This is a genomic window from Streptomyces shinuiensis (assembly GCF_043660855.1).
GTDB lineage: Bacteria > Actinomycetota > Actinomycetes > Streptomycetales > Streptomycetaceae > Streptomyces.
Window position 1 is genome coordinate 767,817 of the sequence record NZ_JBIHML010000001.1, and the last position, 23,786, is coordinate 791,602.

Genomic DNA, 23,786 nt, shown 5'->3' on the forward strand with positions numbered 1-23,786 from the left:
TCCGGGGAGCAGGTCACCACCCCGGTCAGGATCCGGCGGATGGGCCGGAGGAGTGCAGGACGGCCAGACGGCCCCGGTACTCCTCCTCGTCGATCTCGCCGCGGGCGAACCGCTCGGCCAGAAGCCGCTCGGCGGAGGACCCCTCGGGTGTGCGGGGGCCCTCATGTGCGCGGGGGCGCTCCCGGGGTCGGTCCAGGGCACGGAAGAGCAGGACCGCCGCGGTGATGACCAGCACCCAGAACAGGATCATGCCGGCCGACATCGCGAACCACCCCCAGCCGCTGACACCGTGGCCGTTCCAGAACATCATCGTCCGTCACCTCCCGGCCGGCCGGCGCGGCCGTCGCGCCCGCCCCGGCGTTCCGCCTACTGCCAGGATGCCTCCGCGCCGGCCGCGGCGCAGGGGCCGGTGGTCCCCGCCGCCGTGTCCGGTCGGCCCATGGCCGGACCGCAGGCGATGAACAGTGGCAGCGGCATGCCCCCGAGGGAGCCGGCGGCGGTAACGAGCCGCGTCACGCGGTGCGGCCCCGCTTCGGGAAAGAGGAGCCGGTACAGGCAGACCACCGCGCCGGATCCTCCCGCGCCGAAGACCGCCCTAGGCGTCCGGCCCGCCGCGACCTCGTACACGGCGGCTGCCAGGGCCTCCCGGGAATGGTGGCGCAGTGCCCGTCCGCGGTCGTCTCCAGCAGCAGAGCGGCCTGCTCCCGCGCGTGCCGGGCGAACGGGAGTTTCGGAGAGGCCCGCTCGAACGCCTCCATCGCCGCGCGGCAGGGGCGGCGGACAGCATCCCGACGCTGAAGTTGCGCGCCCCGAGGACCGGACCGACGACCCGGGCAGCCAGCCCGAAGGTTCCGGACAGGTGCTGGGCCAGACCGGAACCGCCGAGCGGCGGACCCGGTGCCGCACCGATGAGCCCGCCGCTGCCCGGCGAGAGGCCGCCCGCAGCCGGAAGCACCGGTTCAGTGCTGATGTGCGCCGTCCTCGTGGTCCGCACCTCCGTCGCCCTTCTCCTCCTCGGCCTTCGCCGCGCCGTCGGCGGTGACGGTGAAGGCGGCGGTGCGGACCTTCCCGTCGTGCTTGAAGTCCAGGAACAGACGGTAGGAGCCGCTGCTGGGGGCTGTGGTGGCGAAGGAGACGGTGGGACCGGTTTCGGTGGCGCCGTCGCCGGGCTCGCCGCCGGGGTGGACGTGGAGGTAGGCGAGGTCGCCGGCGCGCAGGGCGACCAGATGACCGTAGGCGCCGAGGTAGGGCTGGAGGTCGGTGACGGGACGGCCGTCCCTGGCGACCTTCAGATCGAGGGTTGCGGCCGCACCGGGGCGCAGGGAACCGTCGAGGGTGACGGTGTAGTCGTCGACGGTGGCGGTGCGGGACGGCTCGGGGAGACCCTTCGGCTCGTACGCGCCCACGGCGGCGAGGTCGGCGCCCAGAGTGAGGGGCTTCGCGCCCTCGACGGCCGGGGCGAAGTCGGCGAAGACTCGGTAGTCGCCGGCGGCGGGGAGGTTCACCGGGATGCTCCAGGAGCCGTCGGCCGCCCGCTTCGGGTGCAGATGGCGGTAGACGGCCAGGTCCCGTGAGGCCAGGAGCAGATGGAGCTGCTTGCCGTGCTCGGTGCGGTAGGAGGTGAGCGGTCGCCCGTCCTCGCCCCGGACGGCGAAGCTCAGCTCCGTCTCCTCACCCGCCTTCACTCGCGAGGTGTCCAGGTCCAGGGTGTAGCCGCCTTCGGAGATCTGCAGGCCGCCGGCCTGCGCCTCCCCGTGACCGCCCTCCCCTCCCCCGCGCCCCGGTGCGTCGTCCTCGTGGCCCGCGCCCGCTCCGTGATCGGCGTGCGCCGCGGGGGCGGGTTCGGTGGCGACGGGGTCCACGGCGTTCCCCACCCCGTACGCGGTCCCGAACGCGGCCGCGAGCGCGGCGGTGAACGCAGTGATCTTCAGTGCGGTGTTCATGGTGTTCTCACCCTCCTTGAACGTGCCCTGCCCAAACAGGTTCCGACACGGAAGCATATACCCCCTAGGGGTATATGCAAGCGAGCGTCGAGGACTTGCCAAGCATAGGGGAGGGGGGTATACATGACGACATCAGATATACCCCACTGGGGTATTAAAGAGATCTCTCGGAGGAACACCATGTCGTCCTGCTGCACCCCTGACGGAAGCTGCTCGACCGGCACCACCCGGACCGCCACCGTCGAGGGCACCACCACGGTCTACGCGGTCGCCGGCATGACCTGCGGCCACTGCAAGGCCACCCTCACCAAGGCCATCGGAGACCTCGACGGCGTACTGGCCGTCGAGGTCGACGTCACGGCCGGCCGTGTCACCGTCACCGCCGCCGGCGCGCCCGACGACGCCCGGATCGCCGAGATCGTCGACGAGGCCGGATACGAGCTCACCGGCCGGGCCGCCTGACCCGCCCTCTCCGCACCCCTCCCCCGTGCCGGGCCCCCCGTCCGGCGGGCCCGGCGCCCGCCCCTCCCGCACGGCGGGACCGAGGAGTACGACCGCGGCCGGTGGAATCACCGGCGGCGGACTCCCGGTCGAGCCGCCCGGCCTCTCTTCCGCCCCCGCACCGCACCCAGCACCTGACACTTCTGTCCGAGGAGCAGTGATGACCACCACCGCCAGCGAAGCAGCCGAGGTCGAACTCGCAATCGGCGGCATGACCTGCGCCTCCTGTGCCGCCCGCATCGAGAAGAAGCTCAACCGCATGGACGGTGTGAGCGCCACCGTCAACTACGCCACCGAGAAGGCCAGGGTCTCCTTCGGCGAGGGCGTCGGTGTGGAGGACCTGATCGCCACCGTCGAGGCCACCGGCTACACCGCCGCGCCCCCCGCCCCCGAGCGCGGGACGGCCGGCGACGGCTCCGGCGGGGCGGCCCCCGCTGCGGACGAGGAGGACGAGCTGCGGCCGCTGCGGCAGCGCCTGGCCACGGCCGTGATCCTGGCCGTGCCCGTCATCGCGATGGCCATGGTCCCGGCCTGGCAGTTCACCTACTGGCAGTGGCTGTCGCTGACCCTGGCCGCCCCGGTGATCACCTACGCCGCCTGGCCCTTCCACAAGGCGGCCTTCACCAACGCCCGGCACGGCGCGGCCACCATGGACACCCTGATCTCGGTGGGCACCTCGGCCGCTTTCCTCTGGTCCCTGTGGGCGCTGTTCCTCGGCACCGCCGGAACACCCGGCATGACCCACCCCTTCGAGCTGACCATCGCCCGGACCGACGGTGCCGCCAACATCTATCTGGAGGCAGCCGCGGGAGTGACCGCCTTCATCCTGGCCGGCCGCTACTTCGAGGCCCGCTCCAAGCGCAAGGCCGGCGCCGCCCTGCGCACCCTGCTGGAGCTGGGCGCCAAGGAGGTCACCGTCCTGCGGGGAGGGCGTGAGGAGCTCGTCCCCGTCGCCGAGCTGGCCGTCGGGGACCGCTTCCTGGTCCGCCCCGGCGAGAAGGTCGCCACCGACGGCACCGTCGTCGAGGGCTCCTCGGCCGTGGACGCCTCGATGCTGACCGGCGAATCCGTCCCCGTCGAGGTCGGCGTGGGCGACGCGGTCACCGGCGCGACCGTCAACGCCGGCGGCCGACTGGTCGTGCGGGCCACCCGCGTCGGCTCCGACACCCAGCTCGCCCGGATGGCCAGGCTGGTCGAGGACGCCCAGAACGGCAAGGCCGCCGCCCAGCGCCTGGCCGACCGCATCTCCGCCGTCTTCGTCCCCGTCGTCATCACTCTCGCCCTGGCCACCCTGGGCTTCTGGCTCGGCAACGGGGCGGGGCCGGCCGCGGCCTTCACCGCGGCCGTCGCCGTCCTGATCATCGCCTGCCCCTGCGCCCTGGGCCTGGCCACCCCCACCGCCCTGATGGTCGGCACCGGACGCGGCGCCCAGCTCGGCATCCTCATCAAGGGCCCCGAGGTCCTGGAGACCACCCGGCGCGCGGACACCGTCGTCCTGGACAAGACCGGCACCGTCACCACCGGGAAGATGACACTCCTGGCCGTCCACACCGCCGGGGGCGAGGACGACGGCGAGGTGCTGCGCCTGGCCGGCGCCCTGGAACACGCCTCCGAACACCCCATCGCCCGGGCGATCGCCACCGGCGCCGCCGAGCGCGTCGGCACCCTGCCCGCAGTGGAGGACTTCGCGAACATTCCCGGCCTCGGCGTCCAGGGCACCGTCGAGGGTCACGCCGTCCTCGTCGGCCGCACCCAGCTCCTGGACCAGTGGGCCATCGACCTGCCCGCCGACCTCGCCCGCGCCCAAAGCGACGCCGAGGCCTCCGGCCGCACCGCCATCACCGTCGCCTGGGACGGAGCCGCCCGCGCCGTGCTGGCGGTGGCGGACGCGGTCAAGCCCACCAGCGCCGAGGCCATCACCCGGCTGCGCGCCCTCGGGCTCACCCCGGTGCTGCTGACCGGCGACAACCGGGCGGTGGCCGAGGCCGTCGCCCGCGAGGTCGGGATCGACGAGGTGATCGCCGAGGTCATGCCCCAGGACAAGGTCGACACCGTCAAGCGCCTCCAGAACGAGGGCCGCTCCGTGGCCATGGTCGGCGACGGCGTCAACGACGCGGCCGCCCTCGCCCAGGCCGACCTCGGCCTGGCCATGGGCACCGGCACCGACGCCGCCATCGAGGCCGGCGACCTCACCCTGGTCCGCGGCGACCTGCGGGTCGCCGCCGACGCCATCCGGCTGTCGCGCCGCACCCTGGCCACCATCAAGGGCAACCTGTTCTGGGCCTTCGGCTACAACGTCGCCGCCCTGCCACTGGCCGCGGCCGGACTGCTCAACCCGATGATCGCGGGAGCGGCGATGGCCTTCTCCTCCGTCTTCGTCGTCGGCAACAGCCTCCGGCTGCGCGCCTTCCGCGCCCAGAGCTGACGACCCCGTCCAGCGGTCGCGGAAACCGCACCGCCTTCGGGCCGGGGCACACCGCCCCGGCCCCCTCCTCTCTCCTGTGCCCTCCACCGCCGGATCCCCAGGGGACAAGGCGACGGCGAACACGCAGATCACCGTGGTGCACACGGGGTCGATCAGGGACGCGCGGCAGCGCCGTCTGCGACAGCACCAGGCCGCCCACCCCGGGAACACCGCGAACGCCGAGCGCACCACGGTGACGGCCGCACGGAGGGTGCGGCCGGCGCGTCCGGTGGTCAGGCGGCGAGGCCCTTCTTGAGCGCGGAGGCGATGCGTACGACGCGCTCGGCCTGTACGCGGGCGGCGGTGCGGGTGGTGTCGTCGACGGGGTTGTCGCCCTGGGCGTCCACATGGGAGGTGCCGTAGGGGTTGCCGTCGGCGAACTTGGCGGGGTCGGTGTAGCCGGGGGCCACGAGGATGCCGCCGAAGTGGTGGATGGTGTTGTACAGCGCCAGCAGGGTGGACTCCTGGCCGCCGTGGGCGGTGGCCGAGGAGGTGAAGCCGCTGTAGACCTTGTCGGCGAGCTTGCCCTGGGCCCACAGGCCGCCGAGGGTGTCGATGAACCGCTTGAGCTGGCTGGCGATGTTGCCGTAGCGGGTGGGAGAGCCGAAGATCACCGCGTCGGCCCACTCCATGTCCTCGGGGGTGGCGTGGGGGATGTCGGCGGTGGCCGCCGCGTTGGCGGCCCAGGCGGGGTTGGAGTCGATCGCGGCCTGGGGGGCGAGTTCGTCGGCCTTGAGCAGCCGGACCTCGGCGCTGGCCTTCTCGGCGGCCTCGGTGATCTCCTTGGCGATCGTGGCGATCGTGGCGATCGTGGCGATCGTGGCGATCGTGGCGATCGTGGCGATCGTGGCGGTGGATGAGTAGTAGACGACGGCGAGCCTGACGGTGGTGCTCACGGTTGCGGTCCCCTTTTCGTCGGTTCCGTGTGCGGTCGCGGCCGAAGGCGCCCATGCCGGGTCTCGCCTCTGTGCCGGAGGAGACCGTTCCGGCCGCGGAACTGGCGGTCGCCGACACCGTCCTGGTCCGCCCCGGAGAGCGGGTCGGCGCCGACGGCGTGGTCGTCACCGGCGAGAGCGAGGTGGACCAGGCCACCATCACCGGCGAACCGCTGCCGGCCACCAAGCGGCCCGGGAACGAGGTGTTCGCCGGTACGGTGAACGGCACGGGCGCCCTCACCGTGCGGGTGGCGCGGGACCCTTCGGAGACGGTGATCGCCCGGATCGTGGCGATGGTCGAGGAGGCCTCCGAGACCAAGGCCCCCACCCAGTTGTTCATCGAGAAGATCGAGCAGCGGTACTCCCTCGGCATGGTGGTCGCGACCCTGGCGGTCTTCGCCGTTCCGCTCGCCTTCGGCGACGAGCTGCGGTCGGCGCTGCTGCGCGCCATGACGGTCATGATCGTGGCCTCACCCTGCGCGGTGGTGCTCTCCACGATGCCGCCGCTGCTGTCGGCCATCGCCAACGCGGGCCGCCACGGCGCGCTCGCCAAGTCCGCCGTCGTCATGGAGCGCCTCGGGCAGATCGACACGGTCGCCCTCGACAAGACCGGCACCCTCACCGAGGGCACCCCGCGCCTCACCGACCTGCGCCCGCTGCCCGGCAGCGGGTTGACCGGCGACGAGTTGCTGGCCCTGGCCGCCGCGGCCGAGCACCCCAGCGAGCACCCGCTGGCCCGCGCCGTCGTCGACGCCGCCCGCGAGCGCGGCCTCCCCCTCGCCGGTGCGTCCGGCTTCGCCTCCGCCCCCGGCCGGGGCGTGAGCGCCACCGTCGGCGGCCGTACCGTCCAGGTCGGCTCCCCGGGCCGTCTCCTGCCCGATGACTCCGGCCAGATCCGCTCCGTGGCAGGGGAGTTGGAGGACGCCGGGCACACCGCCGTCGTGGTGCTCCGTGACGGGACCCCGGTCGGCGCACTGGGCATCGCCGACCGGCTGCGGCCGGACGCCGCCGCCACCGTCGCCGCCCTGACCCGGCTGACCGGCCGGCAGCCGGTACTGCTGACCGACGTCACCGCACGGGCCGGGCGGGGCGGCCCCGGCGTCACCGACCCGCCCGACATCCTCGGTCTCCGCGCCTTCACCCCCTCCCGCCGGATACGCGGCCAGGGGGAGGGGTGAGTCCCTCCCCATCCCCCTCCACCCCGCACCGCCGCGGTCGCCTCCCCGGCCGGCCCGTTCGGGGTGGAGGCGATCGGCCGCTTCCACCCCGAAGAAGTCCGTCAACAGGAGGACTCGGTGACTCCGGGCAGGAATCCGGCGTGGGCCTGCTGCCGCATCCGCACCCGGGAGAGCCCGAACTTGCGCAGGTGACCGCGCGGGCGGCCGTCCACTGCGTCGCGGTTGCGCACCCTGGTGGCGCTGGCGTCACGCGGCTGGCGCCGCAACTCCGCCAGCACGGCGGCTCGTTCGTCCTCGGTGGAGGCCGGGCGGCGGATGATCCCCTTCAGCTCCGCGCGCCGGGCCGCGTACCGCTCGACGATCTCCCGTCGCCTGCCGTTCTTGGCGATCTTGCTCTTCCCGGCCATCGGACCTTTCCTCCCCGCGCCCGGATGCGGGCCACGGCGGCCTCGATCCCGATGGCATCGACGGTCTTGACCCCCTTCGCGCTGAGGGTGAGGCGGACGTGGCGCCCCTCACTGGGCAGCCAGTAGCGCTTGCGCTGGATGTTGGGGTCGAAGCGGCGGGAGGTGCGCCGGTGGGAGTGGGAGATGCTCTTGCCGAAGCCCGGCTTGGCGCCGGTCAGTTGGCAGTGGGCGGACAAGGAGGTTCCTTCCTCTCGGTACGGACGGCTCCCTTTTCGAAAATGGAAACCATTGTCATATACTGGCGCCATGGCACGCAGTGAACTCCGCCCGGTCATCAAGCTCCGCTCCACCGCGGGGACCGGCTACACCTACGTCACCCGCAAGAACCGCCGCAACGACCCCGACCGCATGGTCCTGCGCAAGTACGACCCCCTCGCCCGCCGGCACGTCGACTTCCGCGAGGAGCGCTGACCCTCATCGGCCCCGACCCCGACCGCACGGCCTGAGGACACAATCGTGAAACCCGGAATCCACCCCCCGTACCGCCCCGTCGTCTTCCGCGACAAGAGCGCCGGCTTCGCCTTCCTCACCCGCTCCACCATGACCGGCGACAAGACCATCGAGTGGGAGGACGGCAACACCTACCCGGTGGTCGACGTCGAGATCTCATCGGCGAGCCACCCCTTCTACACCGGCGCCCAGCGGGCCCTGGACACCGCCGGGCGCGTGGAGCGCTTCGAGCGCCGCTACGGCTCGCGCGGGGCCCGCTGACGGCCGGGGAGCCCCGGCTGCCCGTCGTGGTCGTCGCCGGGCTGCACGCCGACGCCCGACACGAGGTCGTGGAGCGGCTGCTGCACTCCGTGCCGGGCGGCGTGGCCCTCCACCACGACCTGTCCGGCGCCGCGGACGGCACGGTGCCGCGCACCGTGCGCACCGCCTCGGGCGAGCTGTCCCGCGGCGAGGCGCCCCTGGCCAACGACTGCGCCTGCTGCGCACTGCGCGAGGACCTGATCCCGGAACTGGAGCGGCTGGCCACCGGCGGCTCCGCCCGGCTGGCGGTCGTCGAGCTGTGGGACTCCGTCGAGCCCATGTGCATGGCCGACGTCATCGCCGCCCACGGCCGCGACGCACTGGAGCTGACCGGCGTCGTCACCGCCGTCGACCCCGCCCTCGTCCTGCCCCGGCTGGCGAACGGCGACGACCTGGCCGAGGCCGGCCTCGCCACGGCCGCCACCGACCAGCGCACGGTCGCCGACACCTGGGCGCGGCAACTGGAGTACGCCCCGTACTCGCCCTCGTCGACAGCCCCGAGGCCGACGAGACCGACCACGCGCTCCTGGCCCAGCTCCACCCGGCCGCGCGCCGGGTGCGAGCCGCCTCCGGGGAACTGGCCGAGGCCGCGCTCGCCGGCTTCGACGCGGCGATGGCCGCCACCGCCCAGCATCCGGCCTGTTCCCGGCTGCCGCAGGAGGCGGACGAGGCCGGGGTGACCACCCCGGTCTGGCGCCGCCACCGCCCCTTCCATCCCGGACGGCTCTACGAGGCCCTGGAGGACCTCGCCTGCGCCGCCGCCCGCAGCCGCGGCCGCTTCCGGCTCGCCGACCGGCCCGACAACCTGCTGGCCCGGGACTGCGCCGGCGGTGCGCTCTGCGTCGAGAGCGCCGGCCCCTGGCCGGCGTCGCTTCCCGACGCCGCCTGGGAGACGGTGGACCCCGTCCGCCGGGCGGCCGCCGCGCTGGACTGGCATCCCGAGCACGGCGACCGCTGCCAGCACCTGGTCTTCACCTCCCCCGGCCTGGACCGCGAGGGCCTGGTGGGCCTGCTCGGCTCCTGCCTGCTCACCGACGCCGAGTACGCCGCGGGCCGGGAGGCGTGGAAACGCCTCCCGGCCGCCTTCGCCCCCCTGCCGGACGCCGCCTGAGCCGGTCCGGCGCCCCGACCCGCGAGAACCGGGGAGCACTCCCCCATGCCACGCCCCACCGGCCCCCTCAGGAACGCCAAGCCCCGCCCCAACCCCCTGGATGCCGCCGGGATCACCTACACCGACTACAAGGACACCGGCCTGTTGCGGAAGTTCGTCTCCGACCGGGGCAAGATCCGCGGCCGCCGCGTCACCCGCGTCACCGCCCAGCAGCAGCGGCAGCTCGCCCGCGCGCTCAAGAACGCCCGTGGGATGGCCCTGATGCCCTACGGCGGTCGATAGCGGGCGCCCCTCCCCTCCGGGGGCGCCCCTCCACCGGCTTCGGGCCGGCACCCGCTCCCCCGGGTGCCGGCCCGGTGCCGTACCGGGCAGCCGTATCGGCGCCGGGTCGTCCGGATACGACGTGCCTCCCCCACCGGGTTCCGGCGGGGGAGGCACGTCGCGGAAGCTCAGGGCGCGTTGGCGGCGAGGCTGCGGCTGAGCGCGCTGCCCGGACGTGCGGTGAGCTCCTCCCAGGTGCCCTCCTCGGCGATGCGTCCGGCTTCGAGGACGGCGATGCGGCCGGCCCGGCGGATGGTGGCGCGGCGGTGCGCGATGACGATCGTGGTGCGGCCCTCCTCCTCCAGCGCGGCGGCGAGCCGGGCGTCGCCGGCGTTGTCCAGATGGGCAGTGGACTCGTCGAGCACCAGGACCCTGGGCCGGGCCAGGAGCGCGCGGGCCAGGGCGATGCGGGCCCGCTGGCCGCCCGACAGGGTGGAGCCCCGTTCGCCGACCGGTGTGTCCATCGGGGCGATCCGGTCCACGCCGCACAGCCGGGCCGTCTCGGCGAGGAGGCCGTCGTCCGCATCGGGGGCGGCGAGCCGCAGGTTCTCCGCGAGGGTGCCGTGGAAGAGGGGCGTCTCCTGGCCCACCAGCGCGACGGCGCGACGGAGTTCGGCGTCGTCCACCTCGCGCATGTCGACGGGGTGGCCGTCGGCGGGTATCAGCTGGACCTTCCCCTCGGAAGGGTCCCAGAACCGGGCCAGCAGATGGGCGCAGGTCGACTTGCCGGCCCCCGAGGCGCCGACCAGCGCGAGGGTCTGCCCCGGGCGGACGGTCAACTCGACGCCGTCCAGCACCGGCCCGCCGCCGTAGTCGAACCTCACCCGGTGCAGTCGGACGCCCAGCGGACCGGGGGGCAGCGGGCGGGGTGCGGCGGGCGGCGGGGCGAGGGCGGGGGCCCCCACCGCCGCGCCGACCCGGGCGGCCGCCGCGCGCAGCGCCACGGCCTGGCTCAGCGTCCTGGCCGACTCCGCGACGGGGCCCAGGATCGACAGGGCCAGCGCCATCGCCGCCGGGGCCCACGCCCCGTGCAGCCGTCCCGAGATCACCGACTGCGCCGCCGCGGCGACCACGCCGAGGACCGCCACCACGATGAGGAGGTCGCGGACCGCGGCGGCGGCGGCCTCCCCGGTGGCCTCGGCGCGCTGGGCCTCGCCCATCTGCCGTCCTCTCCCGGCCAGCAGGCGGCGGCGTTCGGCCAGGGCGCCGAAGGCGAGCAGTTCGCGCAGTCCGTCGACGGTCTCCACCGTGTCGGCCGACAGCCGCGCGGCGGCCGCCCGGGTGCGGCCGCCGCGCGCAGCGCGTTCGCGCGCGTCGGCGAAGGGCGCGGCGGCGAGCAGTGCCGCGACCGGCAGTACGGCCGCCGGCAGCCACGGCTCCACCGCGGCGAGGACCACCGTGCCACCGGTGAAGACCGTCCCCGCCGCCAGGAGCTGGGCGGTGGTGTGGGCGTAGAAGAACTCCAGCGCCTCCACGTCCGCCATGGCGGTCGCGGCGAGGTCCCCGCTGCGCCGGCCGGCGACGCGGGCGGGGGCGCTGCGGGCGAATCCGTCGAAGACACGTACGCGCAGTGCGGCCAGCACCCGGTAGGCCAGGTCGTGCGAGAGGTCCATCTCGCGCCAGGTGGCCAGGGCGCGTACGAGGACGAGGACTGCGAGCGCGGTGACGGTGGCGGCCGAGGGGGCGCGTCCTTCGATGACGGCCGCCCCCACGGTGTGCGCGGCCAGCGTCAGCAGCACGACGAGGGAGCCCTGTTCGACGAGCGCGGCGGCGCAGGTTCGCACCGCCGTGGCGCGGTGCCCGGCGAGGGCCGGGAGCAGGGCGCGCAGCGATCCACGAGCGGGCGCGTCCGCGCCGGTGGTGGTGTCGGTGTGGACGGTGTCGGTGGCGGTGCTCATGCGGCGACTCCTCCCCGGTGGACGCGGCCCGCCTCGACCAGGGCCGCGTAGACGCCTCCGGCCCCGGCCAGGCCGGTGTGCTCGCCGACGGCGTCCACCCGGCCCCGGTCGAGGACGACGATGCGGTCGGCGTGCCGGACGGCCGAGAGCCGGTGGGCGACCACCAGGACGGTCCGGCCGCTCGCGGCGTTCAGCAGTTCGCGGACGATCTCCTCCTCCCGTCGTTCGTCGACCGAGCTGGTGGCCTCGTCGAGGACGAGTACGGGCGCGTCGGCCAGCAGGGCCCGTGCGAGGGCGAGCCGCTGGCGCTGTCCGCCGGACAGGGTGGCGCCGCGCTCCCCGAGGACGGTGGCGTAGCCGTCGGGGAGGGCCGCGATCTCGTCGTGGACGCCGGCGGCGCGCGCCGCGTCCGCCAGTTCGCCGTCCGTGGCGTCCGGCCGGGCCAGGCGCAGGTTGTCGGCGATGGTGGCGTGGAAGAGGTAGGTCTCCTGGGAGACGACGGCGATGCCCTGACGCAGCGAGTCCAGGGCATACCCGGTCGTGGGAGTCCCGTCGAGGGTGATCCGGCCCTCCTGCGGGTCGTGGTGGCGCAGGAGCAGGGCCAGGAGCGTGGACTTGCCAGCACCGGACGGGCCGACGATCGCGGTGGTCTGTCCGGCCCGCGCGGTGAAGGAGACACCGCGAAGGACGGGATCCTTCGCGCCCTCATAGGTGAACTCGACTTCCTCGAAGCGCAGTTCGGGAGGTCCCGGCCAGTGCGCGGGCGCCGTTCCGGTGTCGCGGACGGCGGGTTCGGCGGTGCGCAGCGCCGCGATCCCGTCCGCGGCCGACGCCCCCAGGTATCCGGCGTGCCAGTCGCGGGCCAGGTCCCGCACCGGCCGGAAGCACTCGGAGGCCAGCAGCAGCGTCAGATAGGTGCCGGTCGCCGCGGTGGTCCCGGTGACGGCCGACCAGCACGCCAGGAGCGCGGCGGCCGCGGTGCCGCCCTGGACGGCGAGGTCGGTGATGCCGGTGTCCACCAGGGACACCCGCAGCTTGGCGACCGTCGCCCGGTGCAGCGCCGCCGAGCGCCTCTCGAGTCGTTCGCGGGTGCGGCCGACCGCGCCGGCGGCGCGCAGGGCGGGCATGCCCTGGAGGGCCTCCAGGTAGTCGGCGCCCAGCCCTTCGTAGGTGTCCCAGTGCTCCCTGCCGCGCCTGGTCAGCAGCCGGTCCCAGGCCCGCGGCCCGCACAGGGCGAGCAGCAGGGCGGGGACGAGGCCGAGGAGCGCCGCCGGTTCCACGGCGGCCAGGACGGCGAGCACCAGGAGCGGCACGGTGAGGGCGACCAGGAGCTGGGGCAGATAGCGGGAGACGTACGCGTCGACGCCCTCCACCCCGTCGACGACGGTGGTGCGCACGGCCCCGGCGCGCGCCGGGGCTCCCCCGGGCCGGAGGCCGGACGAGGCAAGGTGCGCGGGCCCCAGACGGCCGAGGCGGACCAGGAGTTCGTCCCGCAGGGCCACCCTGACCCGGGCTCCGGCGCGGGTGGCGGTGCGCCGCTGCCGGACGGCGAGTACGGCGCGGACGGCGACGGCGGCGAGTACGGCGGCCAGCAGCCACGGGAGCCGGCCGGTGTCGCCGCGGGCCAGGTCGGCGAGCGCGACGGCCAGCAGCGCGGCCTGTGCCAGGTGGGTGAGGGTGACGGCGCCCTGTAGGAGGGTGGCCGCCAGCAGGGGGCGCCGTGCGCGCAGCGCGGCGCGGCGCAGTTCGGGGTGGACGATCACGTGGTGTTCTCCTCGTCGGCGTGGAGGGTGCCGAGGGCCAGTCCGTGGACGATCCAGTCCCGGCCCGGCGCGCCGCCGAGGGCGGCGCCGAGGTCCGCCTGCTGCCAGGAGCCGACGGGCCGGGCGGCCAGACCGTGGCGCAGGGCGGCGAGGTGGGCCAGGTGGACGGCGAATCCGGCCCGCAGGTGGGTGCGGCGGATGTGCGGCGCGCCGGAGTCCGCGGGGCAGCCGTGGGCGAGCAGGACGGCGCCGGAGTCCGCGATCCACGCCTGGCCCGCGGCCCAGGCCGCCAGCGTCGGGCGGGCATCGCCCGCGGCGTACCGGCGCAGTGCCGTGCCGTCGGCGGCCGGCTCGACCAGGCCGGGGTGCGGTGGGCCGACGGCGGCGCACCAGCGCAGTCCGCCGGCACCCGCCCGTGCGGCGGTGGCCAGGACGGCCCGCAGCGCGCCGGGGGGCGGGGTGCCCTGCAGCGGCGGCGGGACGCTGCGGCGGGCCTGAAGCTCGGCGGGGGCGGGTGTGCCCCGCGGCGGTGGTGTACCGCCGGGCGGGGGGATGCGCACCGCCGCCAGTGGATTCCCGGCGAGTCCGTCCAGGTGGACTTCGGACCCGCCCGTGCCCAGCGCGCGGGCGGCGAGGAACAGCGCCGCGGCGGCGTGCCCGGTGTCCAGCAGCAGCAGCGGCCAGGCGCGACGGCCGTAGTGGGAGACCGTGCGCCGGGCGGTGACGGACAGTTCGGCGGTCACGCCCGGTGGGGTGCCATCGGGCCGCCGGCCGAGGCGGTGCACGCGGTGGCGCAGCGGGTCGTAGCCGTAGCGGCCGGGGGGCAGGGAGCAGCCGGCTCCCACGACCAGTTCGGCGTCCACCGGGTGCAGTGCGCCGGCGGAAGGAGCGGGCCGCAGTCGCCCGGAGCCGTCCGAGGCCGCCAGTGACAGGCGCAGCACGGCCCCCAGGTCTGTCTCCCCCACGGCCGCGTCCGGGATGGGGAGCGATGGTCCCGGCCAGTCGCGGACGGCGGGCCCGGCGGGCGTGCCGGGCCCGGGGCGCTCCGGGGAGCGGGCGAGGGCGAGGGCTGCGACGAGGTCCACCGGGCGGTTCTCGGAGGCGTGTTTCACGGAGGTGTGTTCCACGGGGGCGGCCCTCACATGTGGGGCGGGGGCGCCAGCGTGAAGTCCCCCGGTGTGGTGGGGGCGGCCGTACGCCAGCCCCGCCCGACGGCGGCCTCGGCCAGGCGCGGGCAGCCGAAGTACCCGAAGGCGGCGGGGGCGTTGGGCAGGAGCCCGGAGACCAGGACGCGGGCGACGCGCAGCGGGGTCTCGGCCACGTCCTCGGTGGTGAGGTCGAACGTCATGACGCGGTGGCCGCGTTCGCGCAGCGCGCGCTCCAGCCTCTCCCGGCTGCCGGGCTCGACCGCGTCCACGGGTACGGTCCCGTGTGCGGGGTCGGTGAAGCGCCGGGCCTCGGGGGCCATCCGTTCGTCCAGCCACACCTGTACGTGCGCTCCCAGGTCACGCACGTGCTCGAACCGCTCGCCGCACGCGTCGAGGTAGCGGCGGTCGGCTCGGTGGTCCAGGTAGAGCCCGCGGGCGAGCAGACCGGCCTCCACGGCCTGGAACACCCAGCCGCCGGGGTCGGTCAGGCCCTGGGTGAAGACCCAGGTGTGCACGGCCTCCAGCACGGCCTTGCGGGCGGCCTCGGCCGGGTCGTACTTGCAGGCGAATCCGGCCGCGTACAGGCCGAGGCGGGGGTCGTGGACGAGCGCGGCCACGCAGGGGGCGAACTCCGAGGGCATCTCGACGAGGTGGAGGTCGAGCACGGATCCGGCGAGGTCACCGGTGAGGCCGGGCACGCTGGCCGGGTCGATGCCGCGCGCCGGCCCGTCGAGGTGCCACCACAGCTCCAGGGCGTCGCGCTCGACGATCTCCAGCAGGCCGCGTTCGGCCGCGTCGTCCAGGCCCTGACCGGTGGCGATGCCCGCGTAGTTGAGGTGGTGGGTGCGGGGCAGGGTGCGCAGTTCGCCCTGGCGCCAGTTGAGGTGGGTGAGCGCGACGGGAGCCCAGACCTCGGCGGTCGTGCCGTCGGGCAGGTGCTCGGTGCCGCGCGTCCACAGGGCCGGGGTGTCGGCGGTGAGGGGACGGTAGGGGAACCTCTCCCGGTCGTACTGCCACGGCGCGTAGGCCGGCAGGTCGCCCGGTCCGTACAACCGCATTCCCCTCCCGGCCAGTTCGGCGGCCGTGGCGCGCAGCGGGGCGTCCGGGTGGCCGGGCGGCGGTACGCGGTTGCCGCAGTAACGTTCCACTCCCTCCGCCACCGCGGCGAGGTGGGCCTGCCCGGGGTCGCCGAAGGTGGTGCCGAGGGAGACCCGGTCGGCGGGCCACAGACCGAGTCTGCGCGCGTCGGATATCTCGGCCGTGAACGCGGTGTAGCGGGGCGGCGCGCCCGCGGGGTGTTCGACGGGCTTGACCTTGCGGACGATGCCGCAGACGGGGTCGACCAGGGCTTCCATTGGCAGCGCGGTCATCGCGGGATCTCCTCGGCGGGTTCGGTGGGAGTGGGGCGGGACGGCAGTACGTGCAGCGTCAGCGCCACGCTGCCGGGGTCGACCTCCCGCCGGGAGGCGAGCAGCCGGCCGGCGCTCATCGGGTCCTCCCCGGTGTGCGGGTTGCGGGCGTGGGCCGGGAAGTGGTGTCCGGCGATCTCCAGGCGCAGCCGGGTGCCAGCCCGCAGCCGGCGCGCGAGGCGGCCCAGACCGATGGTGAACCCGGCTGCCCGGCCGGGGGGTTCCTCGCGCCGGACGATCCCGGTGGCCAGCCGCTCGGCCCGACCGTCCGGAGTGAGGGCGACGAGCCGGGCGGCCCAGTCGGCGGACGGGGTGTCTGCCGTGGCCCGCAGCCGTACCCGCGCGGGGCCGACCGCGTCGAGCGGGCGGGGCAGCGGCGCGGTGGCCAGCAGGCACCGGTCGGGCGTTCCGGCGGTGGGGACGGCGAGGTCGTCCGAGCGGACGGGGCGTTCGGGGTCGGCGGTGAAGGCGCGGCCGTGCAGGAGCCGCAGCCGCTGTGCGCGCGCCTCGCCTCCGGCTCCGGCGGGCAGCCACAGGCCGGCGCCGCCCAGTGCCATCGCGCCGCGGCGGCCGGGGGCGAGTTCGCCCGCGAGGGCGCGGCGGGCCCAGCCGGCGTACAGCTCACCGAGGTCGACCCGGTGGGCGGGTCCGGCGCCGGGACCGGGCGCGGCGGTGAGGCCGTGTCCCCAGGGGCCCGTCAGCAGCCGCGCCGAGGGGCCGCCCCAGGCGTGCCACAGGGCGGTGGTGTCGTCGGCGAAGGGGTCGTGGAGGCCGCCCGCCGCGAGCAGGGGCACCGTGGCGTGTTCCGCCCGCGACACGAGGCGGCCGCGGTCGCGGTGCCGCCACAGGCCCGCCCAGGAGGGCATGTCCCGCCCCAGCCGTTCGGGCAGGCCGGTCAGCGGCAGGTGGTTGAGCAGGCCGGGGTCGGCGGCGAGGGCCCTGTCCAGGGCGCCTTCGTCGGAGTCGCTCCGGTCGCCGTGGGCGGCCCACCATCCGGCGCGGGCCAGCAGCCTCTCCACGCCGGAGGGTTCGCGCGCCGTCTCGGCGGCGCCGAGGGCGGGCACGGCGGCGAGGACGGCGTCGGGCCGGGCGTCCCCGGGTGCGTCGAGGGCGAGGACGAGGGCGCAGTGGGCGGCGTAGGAGGCGCCGGCGGCCAGCAGCCGGCCGTCGCTCCACGGCTGCCGCCGGATCCAGCGGGCGGCCGCCGCCCCGTCGGCGGCCTCGTTCTCGTACGGTCGCCACCGCCCCGGCGACGCGAACCGGCCGCGTACGTCCTGGACGACGGCGGCGAATCCGCGGCGGGCCCAGCCGCTCGCCTCGGCCCGGTGCCGCACGCGGTCGTAGGGGGTGCGCAGGAGGACGGCGGGGAAGGGACCGCGACCCGCGGGGAGATGGACGTCGGTGGCCAGTCCCCCGACGGTGGCGCCGGACGGCGTCATCCGTTCTTCGCGGGTGTCGGAGCGGCCTTCGGCATCGGGGCGACCGCGGGCACGGGGAGGACTGGGTGCTCGGTGACCGTCAGGGTGCGCAGGTCCACACGCCTGAGCCGGCGCCGCGCCGGGAGGCCGGTCTCTTCGGGGGCACCGGTGGCCCACCGCAGGAGATCGTCGGCGAGCAGTGCCGCGAGCAGGCCGGCGGCGTGAGGGGTGAGCCGTCCCGGTGCTCCGGACGTACGGGGTCCGCTCCAGTAGGCGGCCAGCTCCCGGTGGGCGGGGGTGGCGGCGAGCCGGCGGGCCCTGACATGGGCCGAGGTGACGTCTCCTGGGGCGGCGGCGGGCGGCTCGACGTAGGCCTGCCGGCCCTCGCGGTGGCAGCGCAGCCAGGCGACGCCGTGCGCGGGCAGCCGGTCCGCGGTGTCCCACAGCCCGTCGGGTACGGGTCCGTCCAGACACCACACGACGGCGGCGGGGTCTTCGCGGAGCAGGTCGCCGAGACCGCCCGGCGACGCGCCGGGAGCGGGCGCGGAGGCGGTGCGCGGCCGGGCGCCCAGGGCGGTCAGATGGGCGGCGAGCGGTTCGGTCAGCACCGGGTCGCCCAGCAGGCGGATGTTCCGCCGGGCGGCGGGCCACTCCGGGCTCGGCGGGCCGTCCGCCAGATAGCCGGCGTCCTCGAACGCCCTGATGACGCGGCGCTGTTCCTCGTCCGGCGGGGTCCCGGCGGTGCCGGAGAGCAGGGAGAGCAGCGCGCTCTCGTCCGTGCCCCGTGTCCCGACGCCGAGGAACTCACCCTCGGGGGTGCGGACGGCGAGGCCTCGCCCGGGCACGGCGACGACCTCGACACCGGGTGCGAGCTGTCTGCGGGACACGGTGATCCTCCTGCGGGCGGATTGGCGGCGGGCTGGCGGCGGGACCCGGGGCGGGCCCGGGACGGGCGTGGGCCCACCCGGATGGCGCCGGGCGGACCCACGGTCGAGAGCGGTCGGGCCCTCGCTTACTCCTCGGTGTCCTCGAAGGGGTTCTCGACGAGGGCGTTGGAGTGGGAGGCCGAGTCGTGGGCCAGCTGGCCCGGGTCGGCGATCGGCGTGAAGACCTGCTCGTTGTCCATGAACTCTCCTTGTTCGTAAGGGAGATACGGCGTTCGGGTGAGCGCCGCGATCACACTCTAGTGAATATGATTTTCATATTCCACACCTGGGAGAGGGTGATCCGGGTAACACACCGGCCATCCCCCCTCGGGGTCCCGGCCGACCCGGCCGGCCACCCTCAGCACATCCGCCAGCAACCCCGGCGTGACCACCTCCTTCGGTGTCCCGTCGGCCACCACGCGACCGTCCCGCAGCGCGACGATCCGCTCGGCGAACCGGGCCGCGTGGGCCAGGTCGTGCAGCACCATCACCACCGTGAGCCCGCGTTCCTCGCGCAGCCGGACCACAGTCCGCAGCACGTCGAGCTGGTGGTGCAGGTCCAGATAGGTGGTCGGCTCGTCCAGCAGCAGGACGCGGGTGTCCTGGGCGAGCGCCATCGCCAGTCGCACCCGCTGCCGCTCGCCCCCCGACAGCGCGTCGACGTCGCGGTCGGCCCACTGCTCCACGCCCACGTCCCGCAGCGCCCGGCGCACGACGGGGTCGTCGCCCTCGCGCAGCATGCCCAGCGGGCCACGGGCCGCGTACCGCCCCTGCCGCACCAGATGGCGCACCGTCATCCCCGGCACGGCGGGCGCGGACTGGTGCAGCAGCGCCACCTTCCGGGCCGTGGCGCGCCGGGACAGCCGGGCGAGGTCGTCCCCGCCGAGCAGTACCCGCCCCTCGTCCGGCCGCAGCAGCCCGGCGGCCAGCCGCAGCAGGGTCGACTTGCCGCAGCCGTTGAGCCCGACGAGGGCGGTCAGCTCGCCCGGCCGGACGGTCATGCCGACGCCCCGCAGCACGGGCCGCGCCGGATATCCGAAGCTGACCCCCTCGATACGGATTCCCACGGAGTCGGAGTCGGTCAACAGGCTTCTCCTTCGGCTTCAGAACGTACGGCCCGGCGTGCGGCGCACGACGGCCAGCAGCAGTGCGGCACCGAGGCAGGCGGTGAGTGCTCCGACCGGCAGCGTGAGCCGTCCGGAGTCCAGCGCCACCGCCAGCAGCCGCGAGGAGAGCTGCGCCGCCGCGTCCGCCCCGCACACCACGACCGCGCCCACCGCGGCGGCGCCGGGAAGGCCCACCCGCAGGTCGGCGCCGAAGAGGGCCACGGCCAGGTGCGGGACGAGCAGCCCCACGAAGCCCAGTGCGCCGACGGCGGCCACCGCGCCCGCGGTCAGCGCCACCGCGCACAGCAGGGTCAGGGTCCGGGCCAGCCGGGCGGGAAGTCCGGCGGCCGAGGCGATGTCGTCCCCGCAGCGCAGCAGGGTCAGCGGTCCCGCCAGCAGCCAGGCGGCCGTCCCCCAGGCCAGCGCCCACGGCCACAGCAGGTGCCAGTGCTGCCACACCCGGCCCTCCGTGGTGCCCACCAGCCACTGCACGACGCTGCCGAGTTCGCCCGGCTCCGCGAGGAGCACCATGGCGGTGAGCCCGCCGAGCACCGCCGACACCAGCACCCCGTGCACGGCGGTCTGCGCGGGGTCGCCGCGGCCGCGTCCGGCCAGCAGCCACAGCAGCGCCGCCCCGGCGCATCCGCCCGCGCACGCGGCGATGACGACGGCCGGCGGGGAGTCCCGCCCGGCCAGCCCCAGGGCCGTGGCGGTGACGGCCCCGAGCACCGCTCCCGGTGTCACACCCGTCACCTCGGGCCCGGCCAGGGGGTTGCGCAGCGCGGACTGCAGGACCAGACCCGCCACGGCGAGGCTCGCGCCCGCGCAGAGGGCCACCAGCAGCCTGGGCAGGCGCAGTCGCAGGAGGATGTGGCGCTCCGTCGCGTCACCGCCTCCGCCGAGGACCTCCCATGCCGTGGCCGGGGACATGCCGCGCCCGGCCACCAGTTCCACCGCGGCGCACACCGCGGCCAGCGCCGCGAGCGCCGCGAAACGCCGGCTCACCACACGCCCTCCGCTCCGGCCTTCCCCCGCCGGGAGAAGCCACGGCCGCGACCGCCCGACCGCGTCAGGACGACCCCGGCCGGCACACCCAGCAGAGCCGTCCAGGCGCCGACCGGGGTCTCCACGGGCGCCAGCGCCAGCCGGGCCGGGACATCGGCGACGGCGACGACGGCGGCGCCCCACGCGGCGGACCAGGGCAGCCAGCGCACCGCCCCGGCCGCGGGGGCGAACCACCGGGCCAGATGCGGGGCGAGGAAGCCCACCCACGCCACGGGCCCGCACACGGCCGTCACGGGTGCGATCAGCACCACGGCGACGGCCAGCGCGGCCAGCCGTGCCCGCTGGGCGCGCACGCCCAGCGCCTCGGCGTCCTCGTCGCCCAGCCGCATCACCGAGAGCACCGGTGCGCACAGCACGAGGGCGGGGGCCACGACGAGCAGCCACGGCCACAGGCCCGCGACGTCGTCCCAGGTCCGGGCGGACAGGGAGCCGAGCAGGTAGCGGTAGACGAGCTGGAGGTCGAGCTGGTCGGCCATGACCATCAGGACGAGCAGCGCGGCCTGCAGCGCGGCCGCGACCGACGCGCCGGTCAGCAGCACCGCGGACGGACCACGGCCCAGCCCGGCGGCGAACAGTGTGAGCCCGCCGCCGAGCGCGGCGCCGCCGATGGCCGCCAGGGGCTGGACGGCCGCGGGCAGGGACACCGCCAGCACCAGGGGCGCGGCCACCCCCAGCGCGGCCCCGGAGGAGACGCCCAGCATCTCCGGCACCGCCAGGGGGTTGCGCAGCGCCTCCTGGAGCACGAGCCCCGCCGCCCCCAGGCAGGCACCGGCGACGAGCGCCAGCACCAGGCGGGGTACGCGCAGTTCGGTGACGACGATCCCGGCGAGCGTGGTGTCACCCTCCAGCACCGCACCGGCGAGCCGGTGCGGCGGGACGTAGGGGGTGCCGAGGCTCAGCGCGCAGACCGAGGAGACGGCCAGCAGCACGGCCACCAGGAGCGGTTGCCGCACCCGTGCCAGGGGAGGGGGGCGCCGGGCCCCCGCCGCCGCGCCTCCCGCACCGGTGCCCCCCGCCCCGGTTCCCTCTGCCGCGGTGGGCGCGGCGACGGGCGCCCTCACCGCAGCGCGGCCGTGGCCTCGTCGAGGACGATGCCCAGCGAACGGGTGCCGCGACCCTTGGCCCACACCTCCGGGTCGACCTCGTGGACGTCGCCGCCGCGCACCGCGGGGATCTTCCCCCACAGGGGGTTCTCCGCCAGCTTCTCCGAGAGTCTGCCGTCCGCGTCGCCGAAGCTCATCGTCTCGACGAAGAGCACGTCGACACCCTCGGCGAGGATCTCTTCGAGGCTGTAACTGCCCTCCACACCACGGGACTTCCATGGATAGTCGGCGATCTTGGGGAACAGGCTGGCGGCCACGTCGGTCTCCGGGGTGGCGACGCCGAAGTTCTCGTCGCTGCCGTAGACGACGAGCGCGGTCTTCCCACTCGGGGTCTTCTCGGCCTCGGCGAGCTTGGTCCGGAAGGTCTTCTCGGCCTTCTCCCCCTCGTCGGTGCGGCCGGTGAGCGCGGCGACGTCGCGCAGATAGCCGACGCTGTCCTCCCACGTCTCGGGCTGCATGGCCCAGAACGTGGTGGCGCCCTTCAGCGCCGGGGCGAGCTTGCCGTGGGTGTCCCCCAGTCCGATCACGAGGTCGGGCTTGTGGTAGAGGATCGCCTCGACCTCCGGGGCTATGAAACCGCCGGGGATGACGTCGACCTCCTTCGCCTTCTCCTCCCCCAGGAAGCCGGGGTGGGCCAGCAGCGCGCTGTTGGTGGCCGCCGGGACGATGCCCAGCTCGGTCAGGATGTCGTCGCACAGGGCGAACAGGCAGACGATCCGCTCCGGTTCACCGTCCAGGGAGATTTCGGTGCCGTTCACGTCGGTCAACTCCGCGGCGGCCTTGATGGGTTCGACGGTGACCTCGGTCCTCGCCGTGGGCCCGGCCCTGCCGTCCGCGGGCTCGCCCGGCGGTGAGCCGCAGCCGGCCAGAACGGAACCCAGCACCGCTGCGGTGATCCAGCCGCGGGCGGATCTCGACGGTGAACGCAGCATTGACGCCCTCGTTTCTTCTCGGGGAGAGCCGGAACACGCCGAAGATACATGATAATCGTTTTCATGATGTCGGTTCTCCGGAGGACTCCATGCCCAGCACCGCTCCCACGCTGCTCGTCTCCGACCACGTGGAAGGCTCCCTGTACGCACTGACCGTGCCGGACGGCACCGTCACGGGCCGTCTGACCGGCCGGCACCTGTCGGAGCACGCCGGGTTCCTGGCGCTGCCGGGGGGACGGGTGGCCTGCGTCGACGACCGCAGGGGGGAGTTGCTGGTGCTCGACCCCTTCGGTGACGAACTGGTGAAACTCGCGGTCCCGGTGGCCGTACCGGCCGAGCACCTCGCCTGCGACCCGTCCGGCCGCCGGCTGGCCGTCACCACCGGACTGGGGAGGAACACCGGGCCGTGGTCGGACCTGCTGACGGTCGTCGACCTCGCCACGGGAGAGGCCTCCCGGGTGCGCACGCGCGCCGGCGAACCGGGGGTGACGGTGCCGGGCGGCGGCGATCCGCTGGTCGTGCTGCGGCACCGGGAGCCCGGTGCGCTGGCCGTCCACCGGTTCGCGGACCTTCTCGCGGCGCCGCCCGGCTGCCCGCCGGTCACGCCTCACACGCTCCTGCCGCTGCCGGACGACGGACACGGGGACGCGTACGCGCCCGGCCCGGGGCATGTGCTGGCGGCCACGGGCGAGGGAGTGCACCGGGCCCGGAGGTCGGGCGGCGGACTCGTGGCCGAGGCGGTGATTCCATGGGGGTCGCCCGCCCAGGGCTGGTACCTGCGCCTGGACACCCGCCGGCAGGCGCTGTGGAGCACGCTGCGCGGTGGCGCGCCGGACCCGTCGGGATGGCCGGAGTGGGCCAACCAGGCGTGGCGCCACGACCTGGACACGGGCCGCACGCACCGCACGGAACTCGGCCCCGGTCTGGTCTTCCGCCTGGCCCTCGCCCGGCGCCACGCGGCCTTCGCCCGCGTCCACCCCGACGGCGACGAGCTGGTCCTCCTGGACGCGGACGCCCCGGAGGGCACCGTCCGCCGCCTCCCCCTCCCCGCCATGGACGGCGCCCCGCGCCGCGGCGGCACCCCCTGGGAGGGGGTCCAGCGCAGAGCGGTGGCCGCCTCACCCGGCTCCGACTGGGTCGCCGTCACCCGCGGCGGCCATGGCGAGGTGCACATCGTCGACGCGCGGACGGGCGGCGAAGCGGCCCGACCACGGCTGGACACGCCGCTGCACCACGGCGGTCACATGGTGCTGCGCACACGGGACGACGGCGCCGAGGGTGATCCCGTGGGCCGCTGACCCGGGCGGAAGGGGCGGAGCGACGGGCGGCCCCTCCCGGCATGGCACGA

21 protein-coding genes and 3 pseudogenes are annotated in these 23,786 nt (G+C 75.4%); 8 read left to right on the plus strand and 16 right to left on the minus strand.

Translation table 11 applies throughout. From position 1 onward, the window contains the following. Positions 1-25 precede the first annotated feature (25 nt). Complete coding sequence (locus ACGRHY_RS03340; protein WP_394633883.1) at positions 26-310, minus strand: SHOCT domain-containing protein; 285 nt, start codon at positions 308-310, stop codon at positions 26-28. Positions 311-959: 649 nt separating this feature from the next. Beyond that, on the minus strand, positions 960-1,943 hold the full coding sequence (locus tag ACGRHY_RS03345) for a DUF8832 domain-containing protein (protein ID WP_394633884.1): 984 nt from the start codon (positions 1,941-1,943) through the stop codon (positions 960-962). 180 nt (positions 1,944-2,123) lie between these two features. On the opposite strand from ACGRHY_RS03345, the gene ACGRHY_RS03350 reads away from it, so the two are divergent. Beyond that, positions 2,124-2,405: a heavy-metal-associated domain-containing protein gene (locus tag ACGRHY_RS03350; protein ID WP_394633885.1), complete on the plus strand. Its 282-nt coding sequence runs from the start codon at positions 2,124-2,126 to the stop codon at positions 2,403-2,405. A 199-nt stretch (positions 2,406-2,604) separates the two neighbouring features. Next, positions 2,605-4,869: a heavy metal translocating P-type ATPase gene (locus ACGRHY_RS03355; RefSeq protein ID WP_394633886.1), complete on the plus strand. Its 2,265-nt coding sequence runs from the start codon at positions 2,605-2,607 to the stop codon at positions 4,867-4,869. A 272-nt stretch (positions 4,870-5,141) separates the two neighbouring features. On the opposite strand, the gene ACGRHY_RS03360 is transcribed toward ACGRHY_RS03355, so the two are convergent. Further along, positions 5,142-5,804 (minus strand): flavodoxin family protein, encoded by a 663-nt coding sequence (locus tag ACGRHY_RS03360; RefSeq protein ID WP_394633887.1) that lies wholly within the window; start codon positions 5,802-5,804, stop codon positions 5,142-5,144. A 77-nt stretch (positions 5,805-5,881) separates the two neighbouring features. On the opposite strand from ACGRHY_RS03360, the pseudogene ACGRHY_RS03365 reads away from it, so the two are divergent. Next, positions 5,882-6,952 (plus strand): annotated as a pseudogene (locus ACGRHY_RS03365) (HAD-IC family P-type ATPase); the annotation flags it as partial. Positions 6,953-7,122: 170 nt separating this feature from the next. Here the strand turns inward: ACGRHY_RS03365 and rpsN are convergent. Together rpsN and rpmB are read right to left on the minus strand one after the other, a co-directional pair. Then, positions 7,123-7,428 (minus strand): 30S ribosomal protein S14, encoded by a 306-nt coding sequence (gene rpsN / locus ACGRHY_RS03370; protein ID WP_394633888.1) that lies wholly within the window; start codon positions 7,426-7,428, stop codon positions 7,123-7,125. Positions 7,429-7,430: 2 nt separating this feature from the next. Next, positions 7,431-7,664, minus strand: a pseudogene (gene rpmB, locus ACGRHY_RS03375) (50S ribosomal protein L28); the annotation flags it as partial. A 70-nt stretch (positions 7,665-7,734) separates the two neighbouring features. Between rpmB and rpmG the strand changes: the two are divergent. The 4 genes and pseudogenes from rpmG (at position 7,735) to rpsR (ending at position 9,631) form a co-directional block, all read left to right on the plus strand. Continuing rightward, positions 7,735-7,899, plus strand: a complete 165-nt coding sequence (rpmG, locus tag ACGRHY_RS03380) for a 50S ribosomal protein L33 (protein WP_093655888.1) — start codon at positions 7,735-7,737, stop codon at positions 7,897-7,899. A gap of 45 nt (positions 7,900-7,944) precedes the next feature. Continuing rightward, on the plus strand, positions 7,945-8,199 hold the full coding sequence (locus ACGRHY_RS03385) for a type B 50S ribosomal protein L31 (protein WP_394633889.1): 255 nt from the start codon (positions 7,945-7,947) through the stop codon (positions 8,197-8,199). Further along, positions 8,196-9,349 (plus strand): annotated as a pseudogene (locus ACGRHY_RS03390) (CobW family GTP-binding protein). Before ACGRHY_RS03385 ends, ACGRHY_RS03390 begins: the two are co-directional and overlap by 4 nt. A gap of 45 nt (positions 9,350-9,394) precedes the next feature. Further along, positions 9,395-9,631 (plus strand): 30S ribosomal protein S18, encoded by a 237-nt coding sequence (gene rpsR / locus ACGRHY_RS03395; protein ID WP_394633890.1) that lies wholly within the window; start codon positions 9,395-9,397, stop codon positions 9,629-9,631. A gap of 167 nt (positions 9,632-9,798) precedes the next feature. On the opposite strand, the gene ACGRHY_RS03400 is transcribed toward rpsR, so the two are convergent. The 11 genes from ACGRHY_RS03400 to ACGRHY_RS03450 all read right to left on the minus strand — a co-directional run bounded on the left by ACGRHY_RS03400 (position 9,799) and on the right by ACGRHY_RS03450 (position 22,438). After that, the gene (locus ACGRHY_RS03400; RefSeq protein WP_394633891.1) at positions 9,799-11,568 is read right to left on the minus strand and encodes an ABC transporter ATP-binding protein; all 1,770 of its coding nucleotides are present in this window, start codon (positions 11,566-11,568) and stop codon (positions 9,799-9,801) included. After that, entirely contained in the window at positions 11,565-13,331 is a 1,767-nt protein-coding gene (locus tag ACGRHY_RS03405) for an ABC transporter ATP-binding protein/permease (RefSeq protein ID WP_394633892.1), read from the minus strand. Before ACGRHY_RS03405 ends, ACGRHY_RS03400 begins: the two co-directional genes overlap by 4 nt. After that, positions 13,328-14,443 (minus strand): SagB/ThcOx family dehydrogenase, encoded by a 1,116-nt coding sequence (locus ACGRHY_RS03410; RefSeq protein WP_394633893.1) that lies wholly within the window; start codon positions 14,441-14,443, stop codon positions 13,328-13,330. The genes ACGRHY_RS03405 and ACGRHY_RS03410 overlap by 4 nt, the downstream gene beginning before the upstream one ends. 26 nt (positions 14,444-14,469) lie before the next feature. After that, positions 14,470-15,849 carry a YcaO-like family protein gene (locus ACGRHY_RS03415; protein WP_394633894.1) on the minus strand — a complete coding sequence of 460 codons (1,380 nt, stop codon included), beginning with the start codon at positions 15,847-15,849 and terminating at the stop codon, positions 14,470-14,472. Continuing rightward, positions 15,846-17,327: a CocE/NonD family hydrolase gene (locus tag ACGRHY_RS03420; protein WP_394633895.1), complete on the minus strand. Its 1,482-nt coding sequence runs from the start codon at positions 17,325-17,327 to the stop codon at positions 15,846-15,848. The genes ACGRHY_RS03415 and ACGRHY_RS03420 overlap by 4 nt, the downstream gene beginning before the upstream one ends. Continuing rightward, positions 17,324-18,193, minus strand: coding sequence for a hypothetical protein (locus ACGRHY_RS03425; RefSeq protein ID WP_394633896.1), 870 nt, complete (start codon positions 18,191-18,193; stop codon positions 17,324-17,326). The genes ACGRHY_RS03420 and ACGRHY_RS03425 overlap by 4 nt, the downstream gene beginning before the upstream one ends. 125 nt (positions 18,194-18,318) lie before the next feature. After that, entirely contained in the window at positions 18,319-18,432 is a 114-nt protein-coding gene (gene amiA / locus ACGRHY_RS03430; RefSeq protein WP_240958231.1) for a streptamidine family RiPP, read from the minus strand. 57 nt (positions 18,433-18,489) lie between these two features. Continuing rightward, the gene (locus ACGRHY_RS03435) at positions 18,490-19,317 is read right to left on the minus strand and encodes an ABC transporter ATP-binding protein (RefSeq protein WP_394633897.1); all 828 of its coding nucleotides are present in this window, start codon (positions 19,315-19,317) and stop codon (positions 18,490-18,492) included. 18 nt (positions 19,318-19,335) lie between these two features. Beyond that, positions 19,336-20,343, minus strand: a complete 1,008-nt coding sequence (locus ACGRHY_RS03440; RefSeq protein WP_394637910.1) for a FecCD family ABC transporter permease — start codon at positions 20,341-20,343, stop codon at positions 19,336-19,338. After that, positions 20,340-21,356: an iron ABC transporter permease gene (locus tag ACGRHY_RS03445; RefSeq protein WP_394633898.1), complete on the minus strand. Its 1,017-nt coding sequence runs from the start codon at positions 21,354-21,356 to the stop codon at positions 20,340-20,342. Before ACGRHY_RS03445 ends, ACGRHY_RS03440 begins: the two co-directional genes overlap by 4 nt. Positions 21,357-21,460: 104 nt before the next feature. Further along, the gene (locus ACGRHY_RS03450; RefSeq protein WP_394633899.1) at positions 21,461-22,438 is read right to left on the minus strand and encodes an ABC transporter substrate-binding protein; all 978 of its coding nucleotides are present in this window, start codon (positions 22,436-22,438) and stop codon (positions 21,461-21,463) included. A gap of 89 nt (positions 22,439-22,527) precedes the next feature. On the opposite strand from ACGRHY_RS03450, the gene ACGRHY_RS03455 reads away from it, so the two are divergent. Then, entirely contained in the window at positions 22,528-23,736 is a 1,209-nt protein-coding gene (locus tag ACGRHY_RS03455; protein WP_394633900.1) for a hypothetical protein, read from the plus strand. Positions 23,737-23,786: the final 50 nt, after the last annotated feature.

Coding starts and splice junctions, on each gene's coding strand:
- ACGRHY_RS03340 (WP_394633883.1), bottom strand. CDS start 310: ATGATGTTCTGGAACGGCCACGGTGTCAGCGGCTGGGGGTGGTTCGCG.
- ACGRHY_RS03345 (WP_394633884.1), bottom strand. CDS start 1,943: ATGAACACCGCACTGAAGATCACTGCGTTCACCGCCGCGCTCGCGGCC.
- ACGRHY_RS03350 (WP_394633885.1), top strand. CDS start 2,124: ATGTCGTCCTGCTGCACCCCTGACGGAAGCTGCTCGACCGGCACCACC.
- ACGRHY_RS03355 (WP_394633886.1), top strand. CDS start 2,605: ATGACCACCACCGCCAGCGAAGCAGCCGAGGTCGAACTCGCAATCGGC.
- rpsN (WP_394633888.1), bottom strand. CDS start 7,428: ATGGCCGGGAAGAGCAAGATCGCCAAGAACGGCAGGCGACGGGAGATC.
- rpmG (WP_093655888.1), top strand. CDS start 7,735: ATGGCACGCAGTGAACTCCGCCCGGTCATCAAGCTCCGCTCCACCGCG.
- rpsR (WP_394633890.1), top strand. CDS start 9,395: ATGCCACGCCCCACCGGCCCCCTCAGGAACGCCAAGCCCCGCCCCAAC.
- ACGRHY_RS03400 (WP_394633891.1), bottom strand. CDS start 11,568: ATGAGCACCGCCACCGACACCGTCCACACCGACACCACCACCGGCGCG.
- ACGRHY_RS03415 (WP_394633894.1), bottom strand. CDS start 15,849: ATGACCGCGCTGCCAATGGAAGCCCTGGTCGACCCCGTCTGCGGCATC.
- ACGRHY_RS03420 (WP_394633895.1), bottom strand. CDS start 17,327: ATGACGCCGTCCGGCGCCACCGTCGGGGGACTGGCCACCGACGTCCAT.
- amiA (WP_240958231.1), bottom strand. CDS start 18,432: ATGGACAACGAGCAGGTCTTCACGCCGATCGCCGACCCGGGCCAGCTG.
- ACGRHY_RS03450 (WP_394633899.1), bottom strand. CDS start 22,438: ATGCTGCGTTCACCGTCGAGATCCGCCCGCGGCTGGATCACCGCAGCG.
- ACGRHY_RS03455 (WP_394633900.1), top strand. CDS start 22,528: ATGCCCAGCACCGCTCCCACGCTGCTCGTCTCCGACCACGTGGAAGGC.